A 19,408-nucleotide genomic window follows, 5' to 3' on the forward strand; every position below is an offset into this window, starting at 1 on the left:
CGAAGTCTCACTCCCGCACCGACTACTCAACCGATTCTGATGGGATCGATCTGCACTCGAACCGAAGTAGTACTCTTCCTTGCACTTCTGGCCGCCTGCGCGTCTGCGAGAGAACGGGCAAGCGCCCCACCGGCGTTACGAGGCACTCGAAGCAAAAGTCGTTGGACATCGCCCGGCAAGCCATCTTCTCCCCCGCCGGCTGGAGCGCGCTGACCATCAGGGAGATCTACCGGCCCGAGTACCTCCACCTCGTCCGACAGCCCAGCCGCCTCGACGAGCGCAGTGATCGATGCCGTCGTCCCGTCGATTGCCGCAACGTGGACCGCCGGCGGGAAACGTACCTCTATTCGCTCCTCCAGCTGGCTTCGGGCGTGCCCGACCGGATCCCAACGCACGAGTGCCTGCACCGTCGGAATCTCCGATTCGGCGACCACGACCACTCGGCCGTTCTCGGTACCGGGCCGCACCAAGGCTGCGGCCGTCATCCATCGGCGAAGTGTCTCCTCTGCTGCACGCAAATCAGCGCGGCCGAGCAATGCCCACCCGTCGAGGAGCAGGGCAGCACCGAACCCACCGGGCGTGGTCGGTTCGGCTCCCACAGTGGATATGACCAGTCTCGGTCCGGATGCGACGGAGTCGAGCACCGACGCTCCCCCGGACGTCTGGACCGGCACTCCAGGAAACGCGCGTCCCAGCTCTTCCGCTGTTCGATGGGCACCGATGACGACCGCCCGCAAGGTTCGGGACCCGCAGACGGTGCAGCGATGGTTGGTATCGGCGACGCCGCACCAACTGCAGGTGGGGCTGCCTGCGCCGTCTGCTCCCGGAGCGGACGGCAAGGACAACGGTCCGTTGCAGCGACGGCATCTCGCTGGATTTCGACACTTGCCGCAGGCCAGCGACGGAACGTATCCGCCCCGTGGAACCTGCACGAGTACAGCTAGATTCGCAGCCAATGCTGCTCGTGCCGCATCGAATGCGATGGCAGGCAAACGCGCTGCACGTGCCCCCGGGTCTCGGGCCAACGCATGATCACTGTCCGCCAGCGCGACGACGTGTGGTTGCCGCGCCCGGACCACTTCCCGGGGCGCGAGAAGATCGTGTGCCCAACCGGAATCCACGAGTGCCTCGGCTTCGGCAGTTCTGGCATGCCCAGCCAAAACGACCGCACATCCGCATTCGTGCGCCCGCAACAACGCCACCTCGCGGGCATGTGGATAGGGCGATCGAGGTTCGGCATAACCGTCGTCACCGTCATCCCACATGAGCAGCAAACCCAGATTCCGTACCGGAGCGAATACCGCGCTTCTGGTGCCGACGACGATCGACACGTCGCGTCGTAGTGCCGCCAACCAGCGTCGGTAGCGTTTGGCAGGTCCGAGACCCGCGGACAATGCGATCACCGCGTCCGAGCCTGCTACCGCCTCGCAGGCGGTCGCGACACGATCCAAGTCGCGTTGATCCGGCACCACCACGACGACACTTCGCCCACTCGCCGCCGTGACTGCGGCGAGTTCGGCGATGCGATGAGCCCAATCCTCGCCCGGAAGTGCTTGCCACACCGCCCGCGGGCTCCTCGATGCCCGCAGTGCATCGAGAAAGGCATCACCGTGGGTGTACGACGACCATGCACTCGAATCGATTGCGGGAGCAACGATGACCGGCATGTCGCCGGACGGCTCCCCTTCGACCTTGGCATGTCGCGGTGGAACAGCAAGACGCAGGACATCGGCTCTCGTGCCGGCATATCTCGCAGCCACGGCAGTGACCAATGCGCTGATCTCGGGCGTCAGGACCCTCTCGGGAGAGACGACGCGGTCGAGCCAGCCGAGCTTTCCCGTGTGATCGCTGGTCTCGACACGCTCGACGATGTATCCGTCGACCAACCTGCCTGCGAACCGTATTCGAACCCGCACCCCGGGCTGAGCACTATCGGCGAATTCGGCCGGTACTAGATAGTCGAATTCCCGGTCGAGGTGAGCGAGCGGCAGCAGCGGCAACACCCGCGCAATGGGACGCTCCTCGGCTGCCGTTCTCGCTGCGCCGCTCACCTCACTCCGTTCGTGAACTGCTCTCCCTCGAAGTACCCGAAACCGATATCAGAGACCGGCGGCAGCGCGCAGCTTGTCGGCACGATCGGTCGATTCCCACGGCAGCGAAATATCCGTTCGGCCGAAGTGGCCGTATGCGGCGGTCGGTGCATAGATCGGACGAAGCAGATCGAGGTCACGGATGATTGCACCCGGGCGTAGATCGAACACCTCGGAGATCGCCGCCTGAATACGCACGGGATCGGTCTTTTCGGTTCCGAAGGTCTCGACGAACAGACCGACCGGAGCCGATTTACCGATTGCGTACGCAACCTGAACCTCGATGCGATCGGCAAGGCCCGCCGCCACAGCATTCTTGGCAACCCACCGCATCGCGTAGGCGGCGCTACGATCGACCTTGGACGGGTCCTTACCGGAGAAAGCGCCGCCGCCGTGACGGGCCATGCCGCCGTAGGTGTCGACGATGATCTTGCGGCCGGTCAGTCCGGCATCGCCCATCGGTCCACCGAGAACGAACTTACCGGTGGGATTGACGAGCAGTCTGATGTTGGAAGTGTCGAGCGTGGGGATGCTCAGATCTGCGAGCACCGCGCCGAGAACTTTGTCGCGAATATCCGGCGTCAGTAGATTGTCGAGGTCGATATCGGCGGCGTGCTGGGTGGAGACGACGACCGTGTCCAGTCGCACTGCCTGATCGCCGTCGTATTCGATGGTGACCTGGGTCTTACCGTCCGGACGCAGATACGGCAGGGTTCCGTTCTTGCGAACCTCGGTCAAGCGACGAGCGAGACGGTGCGCCAATGCGATCGGAAGCGGCATCAGTTCTGGAGTATCGGTATTGGCGTACCCGAACATCAACCCTTGGTCACCTGCGCCCTGACGGTCGATCTCGTCCTCGGAGAGTCCTTCGACGCGCGACTCGTGTGAATTGTCCACTCCCTGGGCGATTTCCGGAGACTGAGCACCGATCGCGACGTTCACGCCACACGAATTGCCGTCGAAACCTTTGGCAGAGGAGTCGTAGCCGATCTCGAGGACCTTCTCACGGACGATCCGCGGAATGTCGGCATAGGCGGTGGTATTCACTTCACCGGCGACATGGACCTGACCGGTCGTGACCAAAGTTTCCACTGCCACGCGTGCACGAGGATCCTCGGTGAGAAGTGCATCGAGAATCGAATCGCTGATCGCGTCACAAATTTTGTCTGGGTGACCCTCTGTCACAGACTCACTGGTGAAGAGCCGACTGCCGGACTTGCTCACGGATTTCCTCTCGACGCGTACTTTCGGCCGGCCAGGAGCGTAGCTCCCTGTCGGCCATCAACAATCATTCGATTCGAGCACATACCTGATGAAGAACTCAGAACTACAACTCACTCAGAACTACAACCATGAATTCGACGTCCCGAGCCGGTTTCCGACACGAAGCGCACGCCACTTTAGTCGGGCGGACGCGTGCTGTGCACCCTTCGGATCACCGGTGATCCGAAGGCTGGATCATGAGCATGCCGACAACGGCGTCGACGACTCGGCTCGCAAGCAAAGCTTTCGAACCCTCCCCGAGAGCTGATTCCGAACCATCGGATCCCAACAGCCACCCGTCGTTGTCGTCGACCTCGAACGCTTTTCCTTCTCCCACCGCGTTGACGACGAGTAGATCGCATCCCTTGCGTTCGAGCTTCGCTCGCGCGTAGGTGAGTACATCGCCCTGCTCGTCACCGGTCTCGGCAGCAAAACCTACGATCACAGTGGCTTGTGCAATGTCCCCGTTACGACGCGACTCGACCAGTCCCGCCAAGATGTCGTCGTTTCGAACCAGCGGGATCGAATCCGGTTCGTCGGCGCCCTTTTTGATCTTGCTCACGGCGATGGTTGCCGGGCGGAAGTCGGCGACAGCTGCCGCCATCACGATCGCGTCGGAATCCGGGGCGAACTTGCGCACCGCCTCCTGCATCTGTCGCGCCGTCTTCACGTGTACGACGTCCACTGCTGCGGGATCGGGAAGTTCGGTGGTGAAACCAGCGATGAGGGTGACATCGGCCCCGCGTTGAGCTGCCACCCGAGCCAACGCATATCCCTGCTTACCGGAACTGCGGTTGCCCAGAAATCGGACGGGGTCCAACGGTTCGCGGGTTCCACCGGCGGTCACGACGACTCGACGACCGGAAAGATCTTGCGGGAGTGCATCCGATCGCTCGGCCAGCAGCATCGCAAGTGCAAAAATTTCGGAGGGTTCCGGAAGGCGACCGGCTCCCGTGTCACTGCCAGTCAGACGACCGGACGCGGGTTCGACGACGGTGACACCACGACCACGCACGGTGGCGACGTTGGCGACCGTCGCCGGGTGCTCCCACATCTCGGTGTGCATTGCCGGAGCGAGGACGACCGGGCATCGCGCGGTCAGAAGTGTGGCGGTCAGGAGATCGTCCGCACGTCCGCCTGCGATCCGGGCCAGTAGATCTGCCGTGGCGGGTGCGACGACGACGAGGTCGGCCTCCTGGCCCAGACGGACGTGTGGAACCTCGGGCACATCGGAAAAAACTCCGGTGTGGACCGGGTTGCCGGACAGCGCTTCGAACGTTGCCCGCCCTACGAACTCGAGCGCCGACTCCGTAGGGATCACCCGAACATGATGTCCACCCTCGGTGAAGCTACGAATGAGGGAACAGCTCTTGTAGGCGGCGATCCCGCCGCCTACTCCGATGACTACGCGCAACGGCTGCTTCCTTACCAGCGGTTCTTATTCGCCTTCGGAATGCTCGAGGAGATCGGCATGAATCTCCCGGAGTGCGATCGAGAGCGGCTTCTCCTGCAGACCCGGCTCGACCAACGGGCCGACGTATTCGAGGATGCCGTCACCGAGCTGGTTGTAGTAATCGTTGATCTGACGGGCCCGCTTGGCCGCGTAGATCACGAGGGCGTACTTCGACGACGTGCGCGCCAAAAGTTCATCGATAGGGGGATTCGTGATGCCGAGCGGCGTGTCGTAGGCCGGCAGAACGCTGGATCCGTCGAAATCGGACACGGCCGCTGAAGTGCTGCTCACTATTGATCTCCTGAAAGTGCATCGGTACTGCTGCGAAAAATGCTGGTGCTGTCTGCTGGTCGAAGCCACACTGCTGGTACTGCAAGACTGCTGAAGCTGGCGAAAATCGGCTCTACATCGCCCGGAGTACGCCGGAATCAACCGACTGAAGACCTACCGACCAACAAGGATACCAACTCATCGCACGAATGGTCGACATCGGCATTGACAATGATCGTGTCGAACTCGTTCTGTGCCGCCAATTCGACCCGTGCAGTCTGCAGTCGCCGCTCGGTAGCCGCCGATTCTTCGGTGGCCCTGGATGTCAGGCGCTGCACGAGATCTTCCCAGGTAGGTGGTGCCATGAACACCAACAGAGCTTCGGGCTTCGACACCCGGACGGCACGTGCACCGGCGAGATCGAGTTCGAGCAGCACCGGACGTCCTCGCTCCAAGGCTTCCTCTACCGGGGCGGCCGGCGTGCCGGAGCGGTGCAGACCACCGTGCACACTCGCCCACTCGAGCAATTCGTCTCCCTCGACCATCCGATCGAACTCCTCGGCGGTAACGAAGTGATAGTCCTCGCCGTCGACCTCGCCAGGTCGCGGCGCACGCGTGGTAACCGAAACGCTGAACCACAGCTCGGGCAGGGTCCGTCGTACAACTCGAACGACGCTGGACTTACCGACGCCGGAGGGGCCGGACAACACGATGAGCCGACCCCTCCCACTCGGTGACGCGTCACTGTCGGACACGGTCGATACCTCTGCCATCAGTCGAACCTCTCAAGCTTCGAAATCGAATTTCGTCAACAGCGCCTTGCGCTGTCGGTCACCGAGTCCACGTAGACGACGGGTCGGCGCAATCTCCAACTCGGTCATCAGTTCCTGGGCCTTCACCTTGCCGACTTTGGGAAGTGCCTCCAAGAGCGCCGAGACCTTCATCTTGCCGAGGATCTCGTCGGTTTCGGCATCCTTCAACACCTGTTGAAGGTCGGTTCCGCCCCGCTTGAGACGCTCCTTGAGCTCGGCTCTCGTTTTACGGGCGAAGGCCGCCTTCTCCAAAGCGGCTGCTCGCTGCTCTGCGGTCAACTGGGGAAGGGCCACGTTTCCTCCGTCACATCGAAAGGTGAACAGCGCACGGGTATTGCGTGCACTTCGCTGCGGTATACCAGCGGTAACCTGCAACGACAGCGACGGTACCCACGCTCGACGGAGTTGGCGAACCCACCCCCACCGCCGAGCGCTTCCGGCCGGTGAGCTAAGCCAATGCAGTCTCGATCTCGTCGCGCAGCGTTCGAGCGGTGTCTTGGAGGGCGCCGATCGACGGCCCGGCAGCAAGCACTCCTCGAGACGAACTGGGCAGCAGCAGTTGCCGGCAGTCTCCGAAGATGTGCCGCAAGTCGGCGACCTCGGCGCCCTGAGCACCGAGTCCCGGTGCGAGAATCGGTCCATCGAAACCTGCCAGGTCCAGACCGTGATCTCGGGTGGCACCGACGACGAGGCCTACCGTGCCGAGACCGTCACGACCGACAATTCGTGCTCCGTCGACGACCGCTTGCGCAACCGATCGATCGTTGCTTTCGGCCAACTGCACCGAAGAACCTTCGGGATTCGACGTACGAGCGAGAACGAAGACGCCTTTCCCATGAGCGGAAGCCACGTCGAACGTCTCGGTCAAGGAGTCGAATCCGAGATACGGCGACACCGTCACCGCATCCGCAGACAACGGACTCTCCTCCCCCAGCCATGTCTGCGCGTACGCACGCATGGTGGTACCGATATCCCCTCGCTTCGCGTCGGCGATCACCATCGTGCCGGCGTCTCGCAAAACCGTGATCGTGCGTTCCAACACCGCGAAGCCTGCGCTGCCGTAGGCCTCGAAGAAAGCGACCTGAGGCTTCACGACGGCGATCTCACCGACGAAGGCTTCGACGCATATCTCCGCGAACGCCTCCAATCCGTCGGCGGACCTGGGCAGACCCCATGCGTCGAGCAGTGCCGGATGCGGGTCGATGCCGACACAGAGTCGACCCCGCGAGGCGGTCGCGGTGCGAAGTCGATCCAACCACCTGCCCGCGCTCATGCCTGACCGCGTCCGGCCATCGCTGCATGCAGATCCTGAAGCGAGCGAACACCGATGCCGCCTGCGATGGAGGCTTCGATACCTTGCACCGCTGCCGATGCACCCTGGACCGTCGTGATGCACGGGATGTTCTGTGCCACGGCCGCACTTCGAATTTCGTACCCGTCGACGCGTGGACCCGAGTTGCCGTAGGGCGTGTTGATCACCATCGCGATGTCGCCGGCGAGTATGCGAGCGACGATCGTCGTCTTTCCTTCAGGGACTTTTTCGCCGGACTGCTTGTACACCTGCTCGCAGGTGATCCCGTTGCGCCGCAGGACCTCTGCGGTTCCCTCGGTAGCGAGAATTGTGAAGCCCAGGTCGGCAAGGCGTTTGACGGGAAAGATCAGGGAACGCTTGTCCTTGTTTGCCACCGATACGAATACCGAGCCGGAGACTGGCAGCGATCCGTATGCCGCAGTCTGACTCTTGGCGAATGCAGTGCCGAAATCAGCGTCGATTCCCATCACCTCACCGGTGGACTTCATCTCCGGACTCAGCAGAGTGTCGACGCCGGTGCCGTCGGCTCGACGGAACCTGTTGAACGGCAACACCGCTTCCTTGACGGCGATAGGTGCATCGAGCGGTGTGGTCCCGCCGTCACCGACCGCAGGAAGCATGCCGCTCGCACGCAGATCGGCGATCGACTCACCCATCATGACCCGAGCACATGCTTTCGCAAGTTGCACTGCCGTGGCCTTCGAGACGAACGGCACGGTGCGACTGGCACGCGGGTTCGCTTCCAGGACATACAGAATGTCGTCCTTGAGTGCGTACTGAACGTTGAGAAGGCCCTTGACGCCGATCCCCTTCGCGAGGAGTTCGGTCGAGCGACGAACGTTCTCGATATCGGCTCGGCCGAGCGTGATCGGTGGTAGCGCACAGGCCGAGTCGCCGGAGTGGATACCGGCTTCCTCTATGTGTTCCATCACCCCACCGAGGTACACCTCGGTGCCGTCGCACAGCGCATCGACATCGATTTCGACGGCATCTTCGAGGAAGCGGTCGACGAGGACGGGCCTGTCGTGCGAGATCTCGGTTGCCCGGTCGATGTACCCGGCCAGTGACGGCTCGTCGTACACGATTTCCATCCCGCGCCCACCGAGAACGTACGAGGGACGCACGAGCACGGGATATCCGATGCGTGCCGCGATGTCGCGCGCGCCGTCGAAGGTCGTCGCAGTGCCGAATTTCGGTGCAGGCAAACCGGCTTCGTTCAGGACTCGGCCGAATTCACCGCGGTCCTCCGCGAGGTCGATCGCTTCAGGGCTGGTACCGACGATCGGGACACCCGCTGCTTTCAGCCGTTTCGCCAGTCCGAGCGGAGTCTGACCACCGAGCTGAACGATGACGCCCGCTACCGTGCCCGACTGTGCCTCGGCTCGGTAGACCTCGAGCACGTCCTCGAAGGTGAGCGGTTCGAAGTACAGGCGGTCGGCCGTGTCGTAGTCGGTGGAGACGGTTTCGGGGTTGCAGTTGATCATGACCGTCTCGTACCCGGCTTCGGACAATGTCTGTGCCGCGTGAACACACGAGTAGTCGAATTCGATTCCCTGGCCGATGCGGTTCGGTCCCGATCCGAGAATGAGGACCTTGTCGCGTTCGCGTTGCTCGGCGACCTCGGACTCGGCTTCGGGATCGAGTTCGTAGGTGCCGTAGTGGTACGGCGTTTTCGCTTCGAATTCAGCGGCGCAGGTGTCGACCGTCTTGTAGACCGGGTGGACTCCGAGTTCGCCTCGCAGAGCCCGGACGCCGTCTTCGTCGCCGAGTTCGGGTCGGAGCGCGGCGATCTGACGATCGGAGAGCCCGTGGTACTTCGCCTGACGCAGAAGGGCTTCGTCGAACTCTGCTGCCTCGCGGATGTCGTTGCCGAGCTCGTGGATCAGCTGGAATTGATCGAGGAACCATGGATCGATCTTGGTGGACTCGAACAATTGCTCGACCGTTGCGCCGAGCGCAAATGCCTTCTCGATGCCGTACATGCGGCCGTCCTGCGGCACGGCCAGATCAGCGAGCAGTCCCTCCAGATCCTCGGCAGGATCGCCTTCGGCATCGCTCGGCCAGGTCACTTCGGGGCCGGTCCAGTAACCCGCACGCTTGGTTTCGAGCGAGCGCATGACCTTGCCGAACGCCTCGGTGAAGTTGCGTCCGATCGACATCGCCTCACCGACGGACTTCATCGTGGTGGTCAGGGTGCCGTCCGCGCCCGGGAACTTCTCGAATGCGAACCGTGGCGCCTTGACCACGACGTAGTCGAGAGTGGGCTCGAAGCACGCAGGCGTTTCCCTGGTGATGTCGTTGACGATCTCGTCGAGCGTGTACCCGATGGCGAGCTTGGCGGCCATCTTGGCGATCGGATACCCCGTCGCCTTCGATGCGAGTGCAGAAGACCGCGACACCCGCGGATTCATTTCGATGACCACGAGCCGGCCATCGGCAGGGTCCATCGCGAACTGAATGTTGCAGCCGCCGGTATCGACGCCCACCTCACGCAGAATGTCGATGGAGAGGTCGCGCATAGCCTGGTATTCGCGGTCGGTGAGTGTCATCGCCGGGGCAACGGTCACCGAGTCACCGGTGTGCACACCGACCGGATCGACGTTCTCGATGGAGCAGACGATCACGACGTTGTCGCGACTGTCGCGCATGAGTTCGAGTTCGTACTCTTTCCAACCGAGGATCGACTCCTCGATGAGGACGTTCGCGGTCGGCGAGGCGGACAGACCTCCGCCGGCGATACGCGTCAGATCGGTATCGTTGTATGCCATTCCGGAACCGAGCCCGCCCATGGTGAACGACGGGCGCACGACGACCGGAAAACCTAGTTCTTCGACGGCAGCTCGCGCCTCGTCCATCGTGTAGCAGACAGCCGACTTCGCCGACTCGCCGCCGACTTTGGCGACGATGTCCTTGAACTTCTGTCGATCTTCGCCGCGCTGAATGGCGTCGAAGTCGGCGCCGATCAGCTCGACACCGTACTTGGTCAGAATCCCCTGCTCGTGCAACGCGACGGCCGCGTTGAGGGCAGTCTGCCCGCCGAGGGTCGCGAGAACAGCTTCGATCGGGTGACCTTGTTCGGCCTCGCGGGCGAAGATCTTTTCGATGAACTCTGCGGTGATCGGCTCGACGTAGGTCGCGTCGGCAAATTCCGGGTCGGTCATGATCGTCGCCGGGTTGGAGTTGACCAGGCTGACTCGCAGGCCCTCTTCGCGCAGTACGCGACAGGCCTGGGTTCCCGAATAGTCGAACTCGCAGGCCTGACCGATCACGATCGGGCCCGATCCGATGACCAGTACATGGCTCAGGTCTGTGCGGCGTGGCATTACTTCTTCTCCTGAAGGACGCTGGTGAAACGATCGAAGAGGTATGCGGCGTCGTGTGGACCGGCCGCGGCCTCGGGGTGGTACTGGACGGAGAACGCCCGCCCGCTCAACAGTTCGACGCCTTCGACGGTGCCGTCGTTGGCGCACGTGTGACTGACACGCGCTCGACCGAAGTCGGTGTCGAATTCTTCGCCGGCCTCGCCTTCGAGCGCGAAACCGTGGTTCTGCGCAGTGATGGCGATCCGGCCGGTGGTGTGTTCGACCACCGGGATGTTCATTCCGCGATGGCCGAACTTCATCTTGTAGGTAGAGCGCCCGAGTGCGCGTCCGAAGATCTGGTTGCCGAAGCAAATGCCGAAGAGTGGTAGGTCCCGCTCGAGAACGCTACGGGTGAGGGCAACACTGGAGTCTGCGGTCGCTGGGTCCCCGGGTCCGTTCGAGAGAAAGACGCCGTCCGGCTTCAATTCCAAAATCTGCTCGATGCTCGTCGTCGAGGGCACTACGTGCACTCGGACACCGCGCTCGGCAAACATGCGGGGAGTGTTCGTCTTGATCCCGAGGTCGACTGCGACGACGGTGAATCGAGTCTCGCCTGCAGGCTCGATCGTGTAGCTCGACGCCGTGGTCACTTCACCGGCGAGGTCGGCTCCCAGCATCGACGGCTGACCGAGTACCTGCTCGAGCATCTCGTCTTTGCTTCCGAGTGCATCTCCGGAGAACACGCCTGCACGCATGGATCCGCGGGTGCGGAGGTGACGCACCAGCGCGCGCGTGTCGATTCCGGCTATGCCGACGACGTTCTGTTTCTCGAGCTCGTCCTGCAGCGTTCCGGTCGAACGCCAGCTCGACGTACGGCGCGCCGGATCGCGAACGACATAGCCTGCCACCCAGATCTTGTTGGGGTCGCTTGCGCTCGAGGCTTCACCGTCCTCTTGGTTCCAGCCTGTGTTGCCGATTTGGGGAGCGGTGGCCACCACGATCTGGCGGTGGTAGCTGGGATCGGTGAGAGTTTCCTGATAACCGGTCATTCCGGTGCAGAACACTGCTTCACCGAGAGTTCGACCTTCGGCTCCGAAAGTTGTGCCGCGAAACGTCCGGCCGTCCTCCAGAACAAGAACTGCGCTGCTCACGCGGGTGTCTCCTTCGAATCATCTGTACCGGCACTCGAGCCGGAATCAGTATTTGTGTCTGTGTCGACCCACGCCGGGTAGACAAATTTGTCGTCGGCGCGAAATCCGGTGTCTATCTCGGTGCCCGTGGGCAATTCCCAACGGATCACCAGAAGCCCGTCCTTACTCATGACCTTGCCGGCGAGCCCACGCTCGGTTCGAATCGCGCGAATGGACTCCTCCGGAATCCAGATAGTGGATTCGCCGGTTCGGACCAACAAGATGCCGTGCTGGTGCCGTGAGAGCTCGGCGGTGGCCCGGTGGCCGATGTCGCCGACCGCGATACGGTCCTGCCAGCTCGGCGCTATGGTGCTGCCGACATACAGGCCTGTCGACGGCTCGAGAACCGTGCTACCGATATCCGACGGCACCCCTGGGAAAGTGCCGATTCGATCTGCCTGTCGTTTCTGCCGACCGCGCCAACCCCAGAAGATCAACGCGATCATCAGAAGCCAGAACACGATGAACGCGATCACGATGAGAACTCTGTCCATGTGCCTTACGCTCCTGTCGGCGTTCGGATCACACCGTCGCGTGCGGTGATTCGCCCGCGTAGCAGCGTGGTGGTTACTTTTGCCGAGAACGTCATCGATTCGAACGGCGTGTTGTCAGCGACACTCGCCAATTTCTTCCCCGTGACGGTCCAGCATGCTTTCGGATCCACGACGGTGAGATTTGCGATCTCCCCGACCTCGATAGGACGGCCCTGATCCGGCAGTCCCACGATCTCCGCCGGCCGCTCACTCATGACTCGGGCGACTCCTCGCCAGTCGAGTAGTCCCGGCTCGACCATCGTCTGCACGACAATCGACAGCGCAGTCTCCAACCCGAGCATTCCAGGCTTTGCCTGCGCGAACTCACAGCACTTGTCCTGTTCGGCATGAGGCGCGTGGTCGGTCGCGACGCAGTCGATCGTGCCGTCGGCCAGACCGCGCCGTAGGGCCTCGACGTCGGATGTCTCACGCAAAGGCGGATTCACCCGGTTGATCGCGTCGTACGTTTCGAGCCGTGAGTCGTCGAGAAGCAAGTGGTGCGGTGTCACCTCGGCGGTGATGGAAATGCCCTGACCGCGTGCCCACGCGAGTAGGGCGACGGTTCCCGCAGTCGATGCGTGACAAATATGCACCCTGGCACCGGCGTCTCGCGCGAGTAGAGCGTCGCGCGCGACGATCGACTCCTCCGCCACTCGCGGCCAGCCTGCCAGTCCCAATCGCGCGGCCGTCGGGCCTTCGTGTGCGATGGACCCGACCGTCAGCCTCGGCTCCTCCGCGTGTTGCGCAATCAGCACTCCGAGCGAACTCGAATACTCGAGCGCGCGACGCATGATCAAAGGATCGTCGACACAGTGCCCGTCGTCGGAGAACATGCGTACCTTGCCTACGCCCGCGGCCATGATCGCCATCTCGGCGAGTTGCTTTCCTTCGAGTCCGACGGTGACAGCACCTACCGGATGCACGTCCACGAGACCGACCTCTTGACCGCGACGCCATACGTAATCGGTAACCACGACCGAATCGGCGACCGGGGACGTGTTCGCCATCGCGAACACTGCGGTGTAACCGCCGAGCGCAGCAGCAGCCGAACCGGTTTCGATGGTCTCGGTGTCTTCGCGGCCGGGTTCGCGCAGGTGCGTATGCAGGTCGACGAAACCGGGCAGCACGATCTGTCCGCGCGCATCGACGACTTCGGCGTCACCGACTTCGAGATCTGTCCCGATCGCCACGATCTGACCGTCGTCGATCAGTATGTCTGTTTCCGGGCCCTCGCCGTAGACGAGCACACCGGTGAGTACAACGCTCATTCCGCTCCTCCGTCCGAGCCGACGAGCAACCGAAACAGCACAGCCATGCGCACGTGAACTCCATTCGTAACCTGTTGCAGCACAGCAGTTCTCGGCGAATCAGCAACCGAGGACGCGATCTCCATGCCGCGAAGCATCGGACCTGGGTGCAATACGACCGCGTGCTCGGGCAGCAGATCCATACGCTTCTGCGACAACCCGTACGTGATCGAGTATTCGCGAGCCGAGGGAAAGAACCCGCCGTTCATTCGTTCAGCCTGCACTCGAAGCATCAGCACGGCGTCGAGCCCAGGCAATTCGGCATCGATATTGTGCGAGACCCGAACCGGCCAGCTCGACGCTCCGACCGGCATGAGCGTCGGAGGTGCGATCAGCACCACTTCGGCTCCGAGCATCGACAGCAGGAGCGCGTTGGACCGGGCGACTCGGCTGTGCAGAATGTCACCGACGATGGCAACTCGTTTGCCCGCAATGGACCCGAGACGCTGCCTCAGTGTCAATGCGTCGAGAAGCGCCTGCGTGGGATGCTCATGCGTTCCGTCTCCCGCGTTGATCACCGCCGGACCAGTGCCTTCACCCTGCCCTGCCGTCCACGACGCGATCTGGTGTGCGGCGCCCGATGCCGGATGCCGCACTATCAAAGCGTCGGCTCCCGCGGCACGCAGCGTCATCGCCGTATCGCGCAGGGATTCACCCTTGGAAACCGATGAGCTGCTTGCACTGACGTTGATGACATCGGCGCTCATCCATTTTCCAGCGACCTCGAACGAGACGCGGGTTCTGGTCGAGTTCTCGAAGAACACCGTCATGATGGTGCGGCCGCGGAGGGTTGGAAGCTTCTTGACCTCACGGCCGAGCAACGCCTGCTCGAAACGATCGGCCTCGTCCAACAGCTGTGTTGCGGACTCGACGGTCAGGTCGGCCACAGACAAAAGATGCTTCATCAGGCCGAGCTCCCGTCGGACAAGCTGACGCCATCACGACCATCGCGTTCGGTGAACAGGACTTTCACGTCCTCCGACCGCGCCGTGGGGACGTTCTTTCCTACGTAGTCGGCGCGCAGCGGCAACTCGCGGTGTCCGCGGTCGATGAGGACTGCGAGTTGGACCGCACGCGGGCGTCCGAGGTCGCGAAGAGCATCCAACGCTGATCGGACCGTGCGACCGGAGAACAGGACGTCGTCGACGAGAACCACCAGGGCACCGTCGACGCCCCCAGCGGGAACGGACGTGCGTTCGAGTGGCCGGTGCGGCTTGTTTCGGAGATCGTCGCGATACAGGGTGATGTCGAGCGAACCCAGCGGCGGACGGACACCCGAGAACGCCTCGATACGTTCGGCGAGCCGGTCCGCGAGGATGGTGCCGCGGGTCGGGATCCCGAGCAACACGACCCGCGGAGCGTCTGCGGAATCGAGCGCTGTCTTTTCGATGATCTGATGTGCAATTCGCGCAATGGTCCTGCCGACATCGGCAGCGGACAACAGTTCTCGCGCGGACTCCGACTGTTCGGACGGAGGTAACGGGCTTTCGGGCGCAGGCAAACTACGACCTCCTTCTCCGCCTCTCTGGACGGATCGTTAAAGGATGTCTGACAATTGGACAGCCTAGCAATGCATCATGCCCTCGAGCACTGCCGGGGCAGCCTGGCGTGACGGACATTACTCGCCGGAAGGACGCTCTCGGCTTTCGACCGATGAGGTGTCTTCGTCAGCGCCGTCCAGCTGAGAACCGACAGCTGCAACGCGCGAAGACACTGCCGCTGCTGCCGCGCGAACCTGAGGCGCGACGAGGACGATTTGGCCGAGCACACCGTTGACGAACGACGGTGAATCGTCGGTGGACAACTGCTTGGCGAGTTCGACCGCTTCGTCCACAGCAACGACCGGGGGAACGTCGGTAGCGTGGAACAACTCCCATACCGCAACGCGCAGAATCGCACGATCCACCGCGGGTAGCCGCTTGAGTGTCCAGTCGTTGAGATGATCGGAGATCACACCGTCGAGCCGATCCAAGTTCTCTGCCACACCGACCACCAAGGTTTCGGTGTACTCACTCACGGGGGCGATCGAATCGTCCGCGCGAGCCAGCTCGATGCGTTCTTTGGCGAGGTTCACCGGATCGGTGTCCCGTGCCTCTGCCTCGAACAGGAAATCTACAGCGCGCTTACGGGCCTTGTGGCGCGCACCGAGCTTCTTCACGGGCTCGGTGCGCGCTGCTGCCTTCTTCGACGACACGTTAGGAATTCACACGCCCAAGGTAGTTTCCGTCGCGCGAATCGACCTTCAGCTTGTCACCGGTATTGATGAACAGCGGGACCGAGATCTCGGCGCCGGTCTCCAAAGTGGCAGGCTTCGTACCTCCGGTAGAGCGGTCGCCCTGCAGACCCGGGTCGGTGTGCTTGACCTCGAGTTCGACCGTCACAGGTAGCTCCACGTAGAGCGGTGAACCCTCGTGCATCGCGATCTGAACCCGAAGGTTCTCGAGCAGGAAACGGGCGCCGTCGCCGACCGTTGCCTCCGGGATGGCGAGCTGGTCGAAGGTGTCCCCGTCCATGAAGACGTAGTCGGTTCCGTCGTGATACAGGTACGTCATGTCACGACGATCGACCGTGGCCGTCTCGACCTTGACGCCGGCATTGAACGTCTTGTCGACGACTTTGCCGGACAGCACGTTCTTGAGTTTGGTGCGCACGAACGCGGGGCCCTTACCCGGCTTCACATGCTGAAATTCGGTGATCGTCCACAGCTGATTATCGATGCTGAGGACGAGACCATTCTTGAAATCGCTGGTGGAAGCCACTGGCTTTTATGTCTCCTCGTGTTCTTATCTCGCAGTGACCGTGATGTCACACGAGAGTGAGTTGCTTGCTGGTCATGGTGAGAAGCTCAGGACCGCCGGGGCGGACGATGAGTGTGTCTTCGATCCGAACGCCTCCGCGCCCTGAGAAGTACACACCCGGTTCTACAGTCACAGCAGCACCGCACTGCAGTGTACCGGTGCTCGTGCGTGCGATTCCCGGCGCTTCGTGGATTTCCAATCCGACGCCGTGGCCGAGTCCGTGCAAAAACAGTTCGCCATGCCCTGCTTCCTCGATGACCGACCGCGCCGCGGCGTCCACCGATGCAGTGCTCACACCAGGGACGAGCGCATTCCTTCCTGCTGCTTGAGCACGCAGGACCAGCTCGTATACATCCCGCTGCCAATCCGCTGGGCTCCCGATGACCACCGTTCGGGTCATATCCGAGTGATATCCGCCGACCAACGCGCCGAAATCGAATTTCACGAAGTCGCCCGATTCCAGGATCGCCGACGTCGGCCGGTGATGCGGCACGGCGGAATTCGCACCCGTTGCCACGATTGTCTCGAAGGAAATCCCGTCCGCGCCGTGCTCGACCATCAGCGACTCCAGTTCACGTGCCACAGCGAGTTCGGTACGGCCAGGCCGAACCGAACCTCGCTCGACGAGCACGGCAAAAGCGTCGTCGGCCGCGCGGCACGCCTCGCGTAGCAAGCCGATTTCGTACTCGTCCTTCACCATGCGAAGTTCTTCGACGAGTCCGGGACTGCACACCAAATCGAGCGAGGCATTCGCCTCACTCCATCCGCGATGCTGATCGACGGTCACGACATGGCTCTCGAATCCGATTGCAGCGTCCCTCGGTGCATACTCGCTCGCGAGCAGATGTGCCGCCGAAGACCGGTCGATCACTGCGCGAAGATCGGGGACTTGCTCGGCGACTTGACTGAGATATCGGCCGTCCGTGCAGACGACGGTTCTGCTTTCATCCTTAGACGAATCATCGCTTCCGACGATCAGCGCTGCGTTCGATCCGGTGAACCCGGTGAGATACCGAATGTTCAGCAAGTCTGTGACCAGCAGTGAGTCGAGTTCCCTTGCGATCAAGGATTGTCGAAGAGCCGAGCGACGGGCAGCGAAATCTGCAGGCATTCATACAACGTACCGCCGTCGCGAGTTCGATCCCCGGGCGACGCGAGGGCCCGATTTATGTGGGGCCCGCCACAGTGCCGCCCCGAAACGGATACGCTGTCCCCCATGACAGGGTGGGTGGTACGCGGAATCGGAATGGGACTGATCAACGTCGGAGTGCGAGTTCTGCTGGGTTTGGCAGTCGCGCGGTGGCCGTTGCATGGTTCGCAGCTTCGATGGTTGGGCTTGGCTGTGGTCTTGCTTGCAGTCATCGTGGGGGCTGGTATCGACGGAATTCGTGACCGTCGCGCAAACCCGGACCCGGATTACGGTGCCGATCTGACGATGCTGTGGCTCAAGGCAGCAGTAGTCGGCGGTCTGCTCGCCGGACTGGTCACATGGCTGATCGGACTGATAGTGGACTTCAGTCTCGGCCAGAACTCACTGTTCTTCGAAATGACCTCCGGTGCGGCGTTCACCATTCTGCTGATTTTCATCCCAGCGACCATCTCGGTGTTCCTGGGCCGCCTGCTCGTGGGACGCGAGGCGAAGAAGAAGCTCGCCGCATCCGATGCCGAACACGAACATGAACGCCACGATCGCCATCTGGTCGGCGCAGGGACTACCGCCTCGAGCCAGGGTTCGGCGGCACACCAGAGTTCGGTAGCGGACCGGAATCAGTGGGCCGACGACAACGCGGACACCGAGGTTTTCCAGGCTGTGCAGCCCGACGCCCAAGACCCGAAGGACACTTCGCACGGCGAGCATCGTTCCGGACACTGACTCTCGAACTCAAGAAATCCCCCCTGCATTTTCGGCCCTAGGGCCGAAAATGCAGGGGGGATTATCCATTCGGATCGCGCCTCGATCAGAGCAAAATGCCCGAGCTACCCGGTCCTGGGGCCTCCTTGGCGACTACCGAATATGCAGCGACGAGAAGAGCCGGATCAGGCCCTTCGAGCCTCCCGGGTTTCGCCAGTCCGTCGAGTACGACGAATCTGAGCATCCCGGCGCGATTCTTCTTGTCGGTTTGCATTCCCTTGAGAAGATCACCGAATGCGTCGCCGTCGTATCCGACGGGAAGTCCGACCGACTGGAGAATGCTGCGGTGGCGGTCGGCAGTGACGTCGTCGAGCCGACCCGCAAGCCGTCCCAACTCTGCCGCGAACACCAGACCCACCGACACGGCTGCACCGTGACGCCAGCGGTACCGCTCGCGTCGCTCGATGGCATGAGCGAGAGTGTGGCCGTAGTTGAGTATCTCCCGGAGGTCGGACTCACGTAGATCAGCGGCAACGACTCGGGCCTTGACTTCGACGGACCGGCGAATGAGTTCGGGTAGCACCGATCCAGTCGGATCCATCGCTGCTTCGGGATCTGCTTCGATCAAGTCGAGAATGACAGGATCCTCGATGAAACCGGTCTTGATGACCTCTGCCAGGCCGGAGACGATCTCGTATTTCGGGACTGTCTCCAGCGTCGCAAGATCGATCAACACTGCCGAGGGCTCATGGAACGAGCCCACGAGGTTCTTTCCTGCCTCGGTATTGATGCCGGTCTTGCCACCGACTGCTGCGTCGACCATCGCCAACAGTGTCGTCGGCACATGGACCACCTTGACGCCGCGCATCCACGTCGCGGCAACGAAGCCTGCGAGGTCGGTAGCTGCTCCCCCACCGATACTCACCACGGCATCGCTTCGGGTCAGTCCGATTCTGCCGAGAACCTCCCAGCAAAAACCGGCGACCGCGAGTTCTTTGCCGTCCTCGGCGTCCGGAATCTCGATGCGGTGTGCATCGATTCCCTTCGCCGCCAACACCTCTCGGACTGCCTCGGCCGTCTCGGCAAGCGGCGGCTGATGGAAGATCGCAACGGTTTTCGTACCGACGAGTTGATCGACCAGGTCGGTCAACAATCCTCTGCCGATGATCACCGGATACGGCGCTGCAGTCTTGACCATTACGCGTACGGGGTCGGTCATCCGTTCA

18 protein-coding genes are annotated in these 19,408 nt (G+C 62.3%); 1 reads left to right on the forward strand and 17 read right to left on the reverse strand.

Translation table 11 applies throughout. The features are described 5' to 3' along the window. Positions 1-26: 26 nt before the first annotated feature. The 16 genes from BJI47_RS07775 to BJI47_RS07850 form a co-directional block, all read right to left on the reverse strand. A complete protein-coding gene (locus BJI47_RS07775; RefSeq protein ID WP_176224725.1) occupies positions 27-2,051 on the reverse strand; it encodes a primosomal protein N' in 2,025 nt (674 codons plus the stop codon). Positions 2,052-2,099: 48 nt separating this feature from the next. Continuing rightward, positions 2,100-3,314, reverse strand: a complete 1,215-nt coding sequence (gene metK, locus BJI47_RS07780; RefSeq protein WP_088943165.1) for a methionine adenosyltransferase — start codon at positions 3,312-3,314, stop codon at positions 2,100-2,102. Positions 3,315-3,525: 211 nt separating this feature from the next. Then, positions 3,526-4,767, reverse strand: a complete 1,242-nt coding sequence (gene coaBC, locus BJI47_RS07785) for a bifunctional phosphopantothenoylcysteine decarboxylase/phosphopantothenate--cysteine ligase CoaBC (RefSeq protein WP_088943166.1) — start codon at positions 4,765-4,767, stop codon at positions 3,526-3,528. A gap of 24 nt (positions 4,768-4,791) precedes the next feature. After that, the gene (rpoZ, locus tag BJI47_RS07790; protein ID WP_084348816.1) at positions 4,792-5,097 is read right to left on the reverse strand and encodes a DNA-directed RNA polymerase subunit omega; all 306 of its coding nucleotides are present in this window, start codon (positions 5,095-5,097) and stop codon (positions 4,792-4,794) included. A 137-nt stretch (positions 5,098-5,234) separates the two neighbouring features. Continuing rightward, a complete protein-coding gene (gene gmk / locus BJI47_RS07795) occupies positions 5,235-5,849 on the reverse strand; it encodes a guanylate kinase (protein ID WP_176224726.1) in 615 nt (204 codons plus the stop codon). A gap of 12 nt (positions 5,850-5,861) precedes the next feature. Further along, positions 5,862-6,182, reverse strand: a complete 321-nt coding sequence (gene mihF / locus BJI47_RS07800) for an integration host factor, actinobacterial type (protein WP_084348990.1) — start codon at positions 6,180-6,182, stop codon at positions 5,862-5,864. A 154-nt stretch (positions 6,183-6,336) separates the two neighbouring features. Further along, the gene (pyrF, locus tag BJI47_RS07805) at positions 6,337-7,161 is read right to left on the reverse strand and encodes an orotidine-5'-phosphate decarboxylase (protein WP_088943167.1); all 825 of its coding nucleotides are present in this window, start codon (positions 7,159-7,161) and stop codon (positions 6,337-6,339) included. Continuing rightward, positions 7,158-10,523, reverse strand: a complete 3,366-nt coding sequence (carB, locus tag BJI47_RS07810) for a carbamoyl-phosphate synthase large subunit (protein WP_088943168.1) — start codon at positions 10,521-10,523, stop codon at positions 7,158-7,160. The genes pyrF and carB overlap by 4 nt, the downstream gene beginning before the upstream one ends. Further along, entirely contained in the window at positions 10,523-11,653 is a 1,131-nt protein-coding gene (carA, locus tag BJI47_RS07815; protein ID WP_088943169.1) for a glutamine-hydrolyzing carbamoyl-phosphate synthase small subunit, read from the reverse strand. Before carA ends, carB begins: the two co-directional genes overlap by 1 nt. Further along, the gene (locus tag BJI47_RS07820) at positions 11,650-12,186 is read right to left on the reverse strand and encodes a transporter (RefSeq protein WP_088943170.1); all 537 of its coding nucleotides are present in this window, start codon (positions 12,184-12,186) and stop codon (positions 11,650-11,652) included. The genes carA and BJI47_RS07820 overlap by 4 nt, the downstream gene beginning before the upstream one ends. A 5-nt stretch (positions 12,187-12,191) precedes the next feature. Continuing rightward, a complete protein-coding gene (locus tag BJI47_RS07825; RefSeq protein ID WP_088943171.1) occupies positions 12,192-13,493 on the reverse strand; it encodes a dihydroorotase in 1,302 nt (433 codons plus the stop codon). Beyond that, positions 13,490-14,437 (reverse strand): aspartate carbamoyltransferase catalytic subunit, encoded by a 948-nt coding sequence (locus BJI47_RS07830; protein ID WP_088943172.1) that lies wholly within the window; start codon positions 14,435-14,437, stop codon positions 13,490-13,492. The genes BJI47_RS07825 and BJI47_RS07830 overlap by 4 nt, the downstream gene beginning before the upstream one ends. Next, on the reverse strand, positions 14,437-15,033 hold the full coding sequence (gene pyrR, locus BJI47_RS07835) for a bifunctional pyr operon transcriptional regulator/uracil phosphoribosyltransferase PyrR (RefSeq protein ID WP_088943173.1): 597 nt from the start codon (positions 15,031-15,033) through the stop codon (positions 14,437-14,439). The genes BJI47_RS07830 and pyrR overlap by 1 nt, the downstream gene beginning before the upstream one ends. Before the next feature lie 117 nt (positions 15,034-15,150). Continuing rightward, a complete protein-coding gene (gene nusB / locus BJI47_RS07840; RefSeq protein ID WP_088943174.1) occupies positions 15,151-15,726 on the reverse strand; it encodes a transcription antitermination factor NusB in 576 nt (191 codons plus the stop codon). 1 nt (position 15,727) lies between these two features. Next, the gene (gene efp, locus BJI47_RS07845; protein ID WP_088943175.1) at positions 15,728-16,291 is read right to left on the reverse strand and encodes an elongation factor P; all 564 of its coding nucleotides are present in this window, start codon (positions 16,289-16,291) and stop codon (positions 15,728-15,730) included. 46 nt (positions 16,292-16,337) lie between these two features. Next, a complete protein-coding gene (locus tag BJI47_RS07850) occupies positions 16,338-17,441 on the reverse strand; it encodes a Xaa-Pro peptidase family protein (RefSeq protein WP_088943176.1) in 1,104 nt (367 codons plus the stop codon). A gap of 105 nt (positions 17,442-17,546) precedes the next feature. Between BJI47_RS07850 and BJI47_RS07855 the strand changes: the two genes are divergently transcribed. Then, entirely contained in the window at positions 17,547-18,203 is a 657-nt protein-coding gene (locus BJI47_RS07855; protein ID WP_088943177.1) for a B-4DMT family transporter, read from the forward strand. Between the two features lie 85 nt (positions 18,204-18,288). On the opposite strand, the gene aroB is transcribed toward BJI47_RS07855, so the two are convergent. Then, entirely contained in the window at positions 18,289-19,401 is a 1,113-nt protein-coding gene (gene aroB, locus BJI47_RS07860; protein ID WP_088943178.1) for a 3-dehydroquinate synthase, read from the reverse strand. Positions 19,402-19,408 lie beyond the last annotated feature (7 nt).

The organism is Rhodococcus sp. 1168 (genome assembly GCF_002091955.1).
Lineage (GTDB): Bacteria > Actinomycetota > Actinomycetes > Mycobacteriales > Mycobacteriaceae > Rhodococcoides.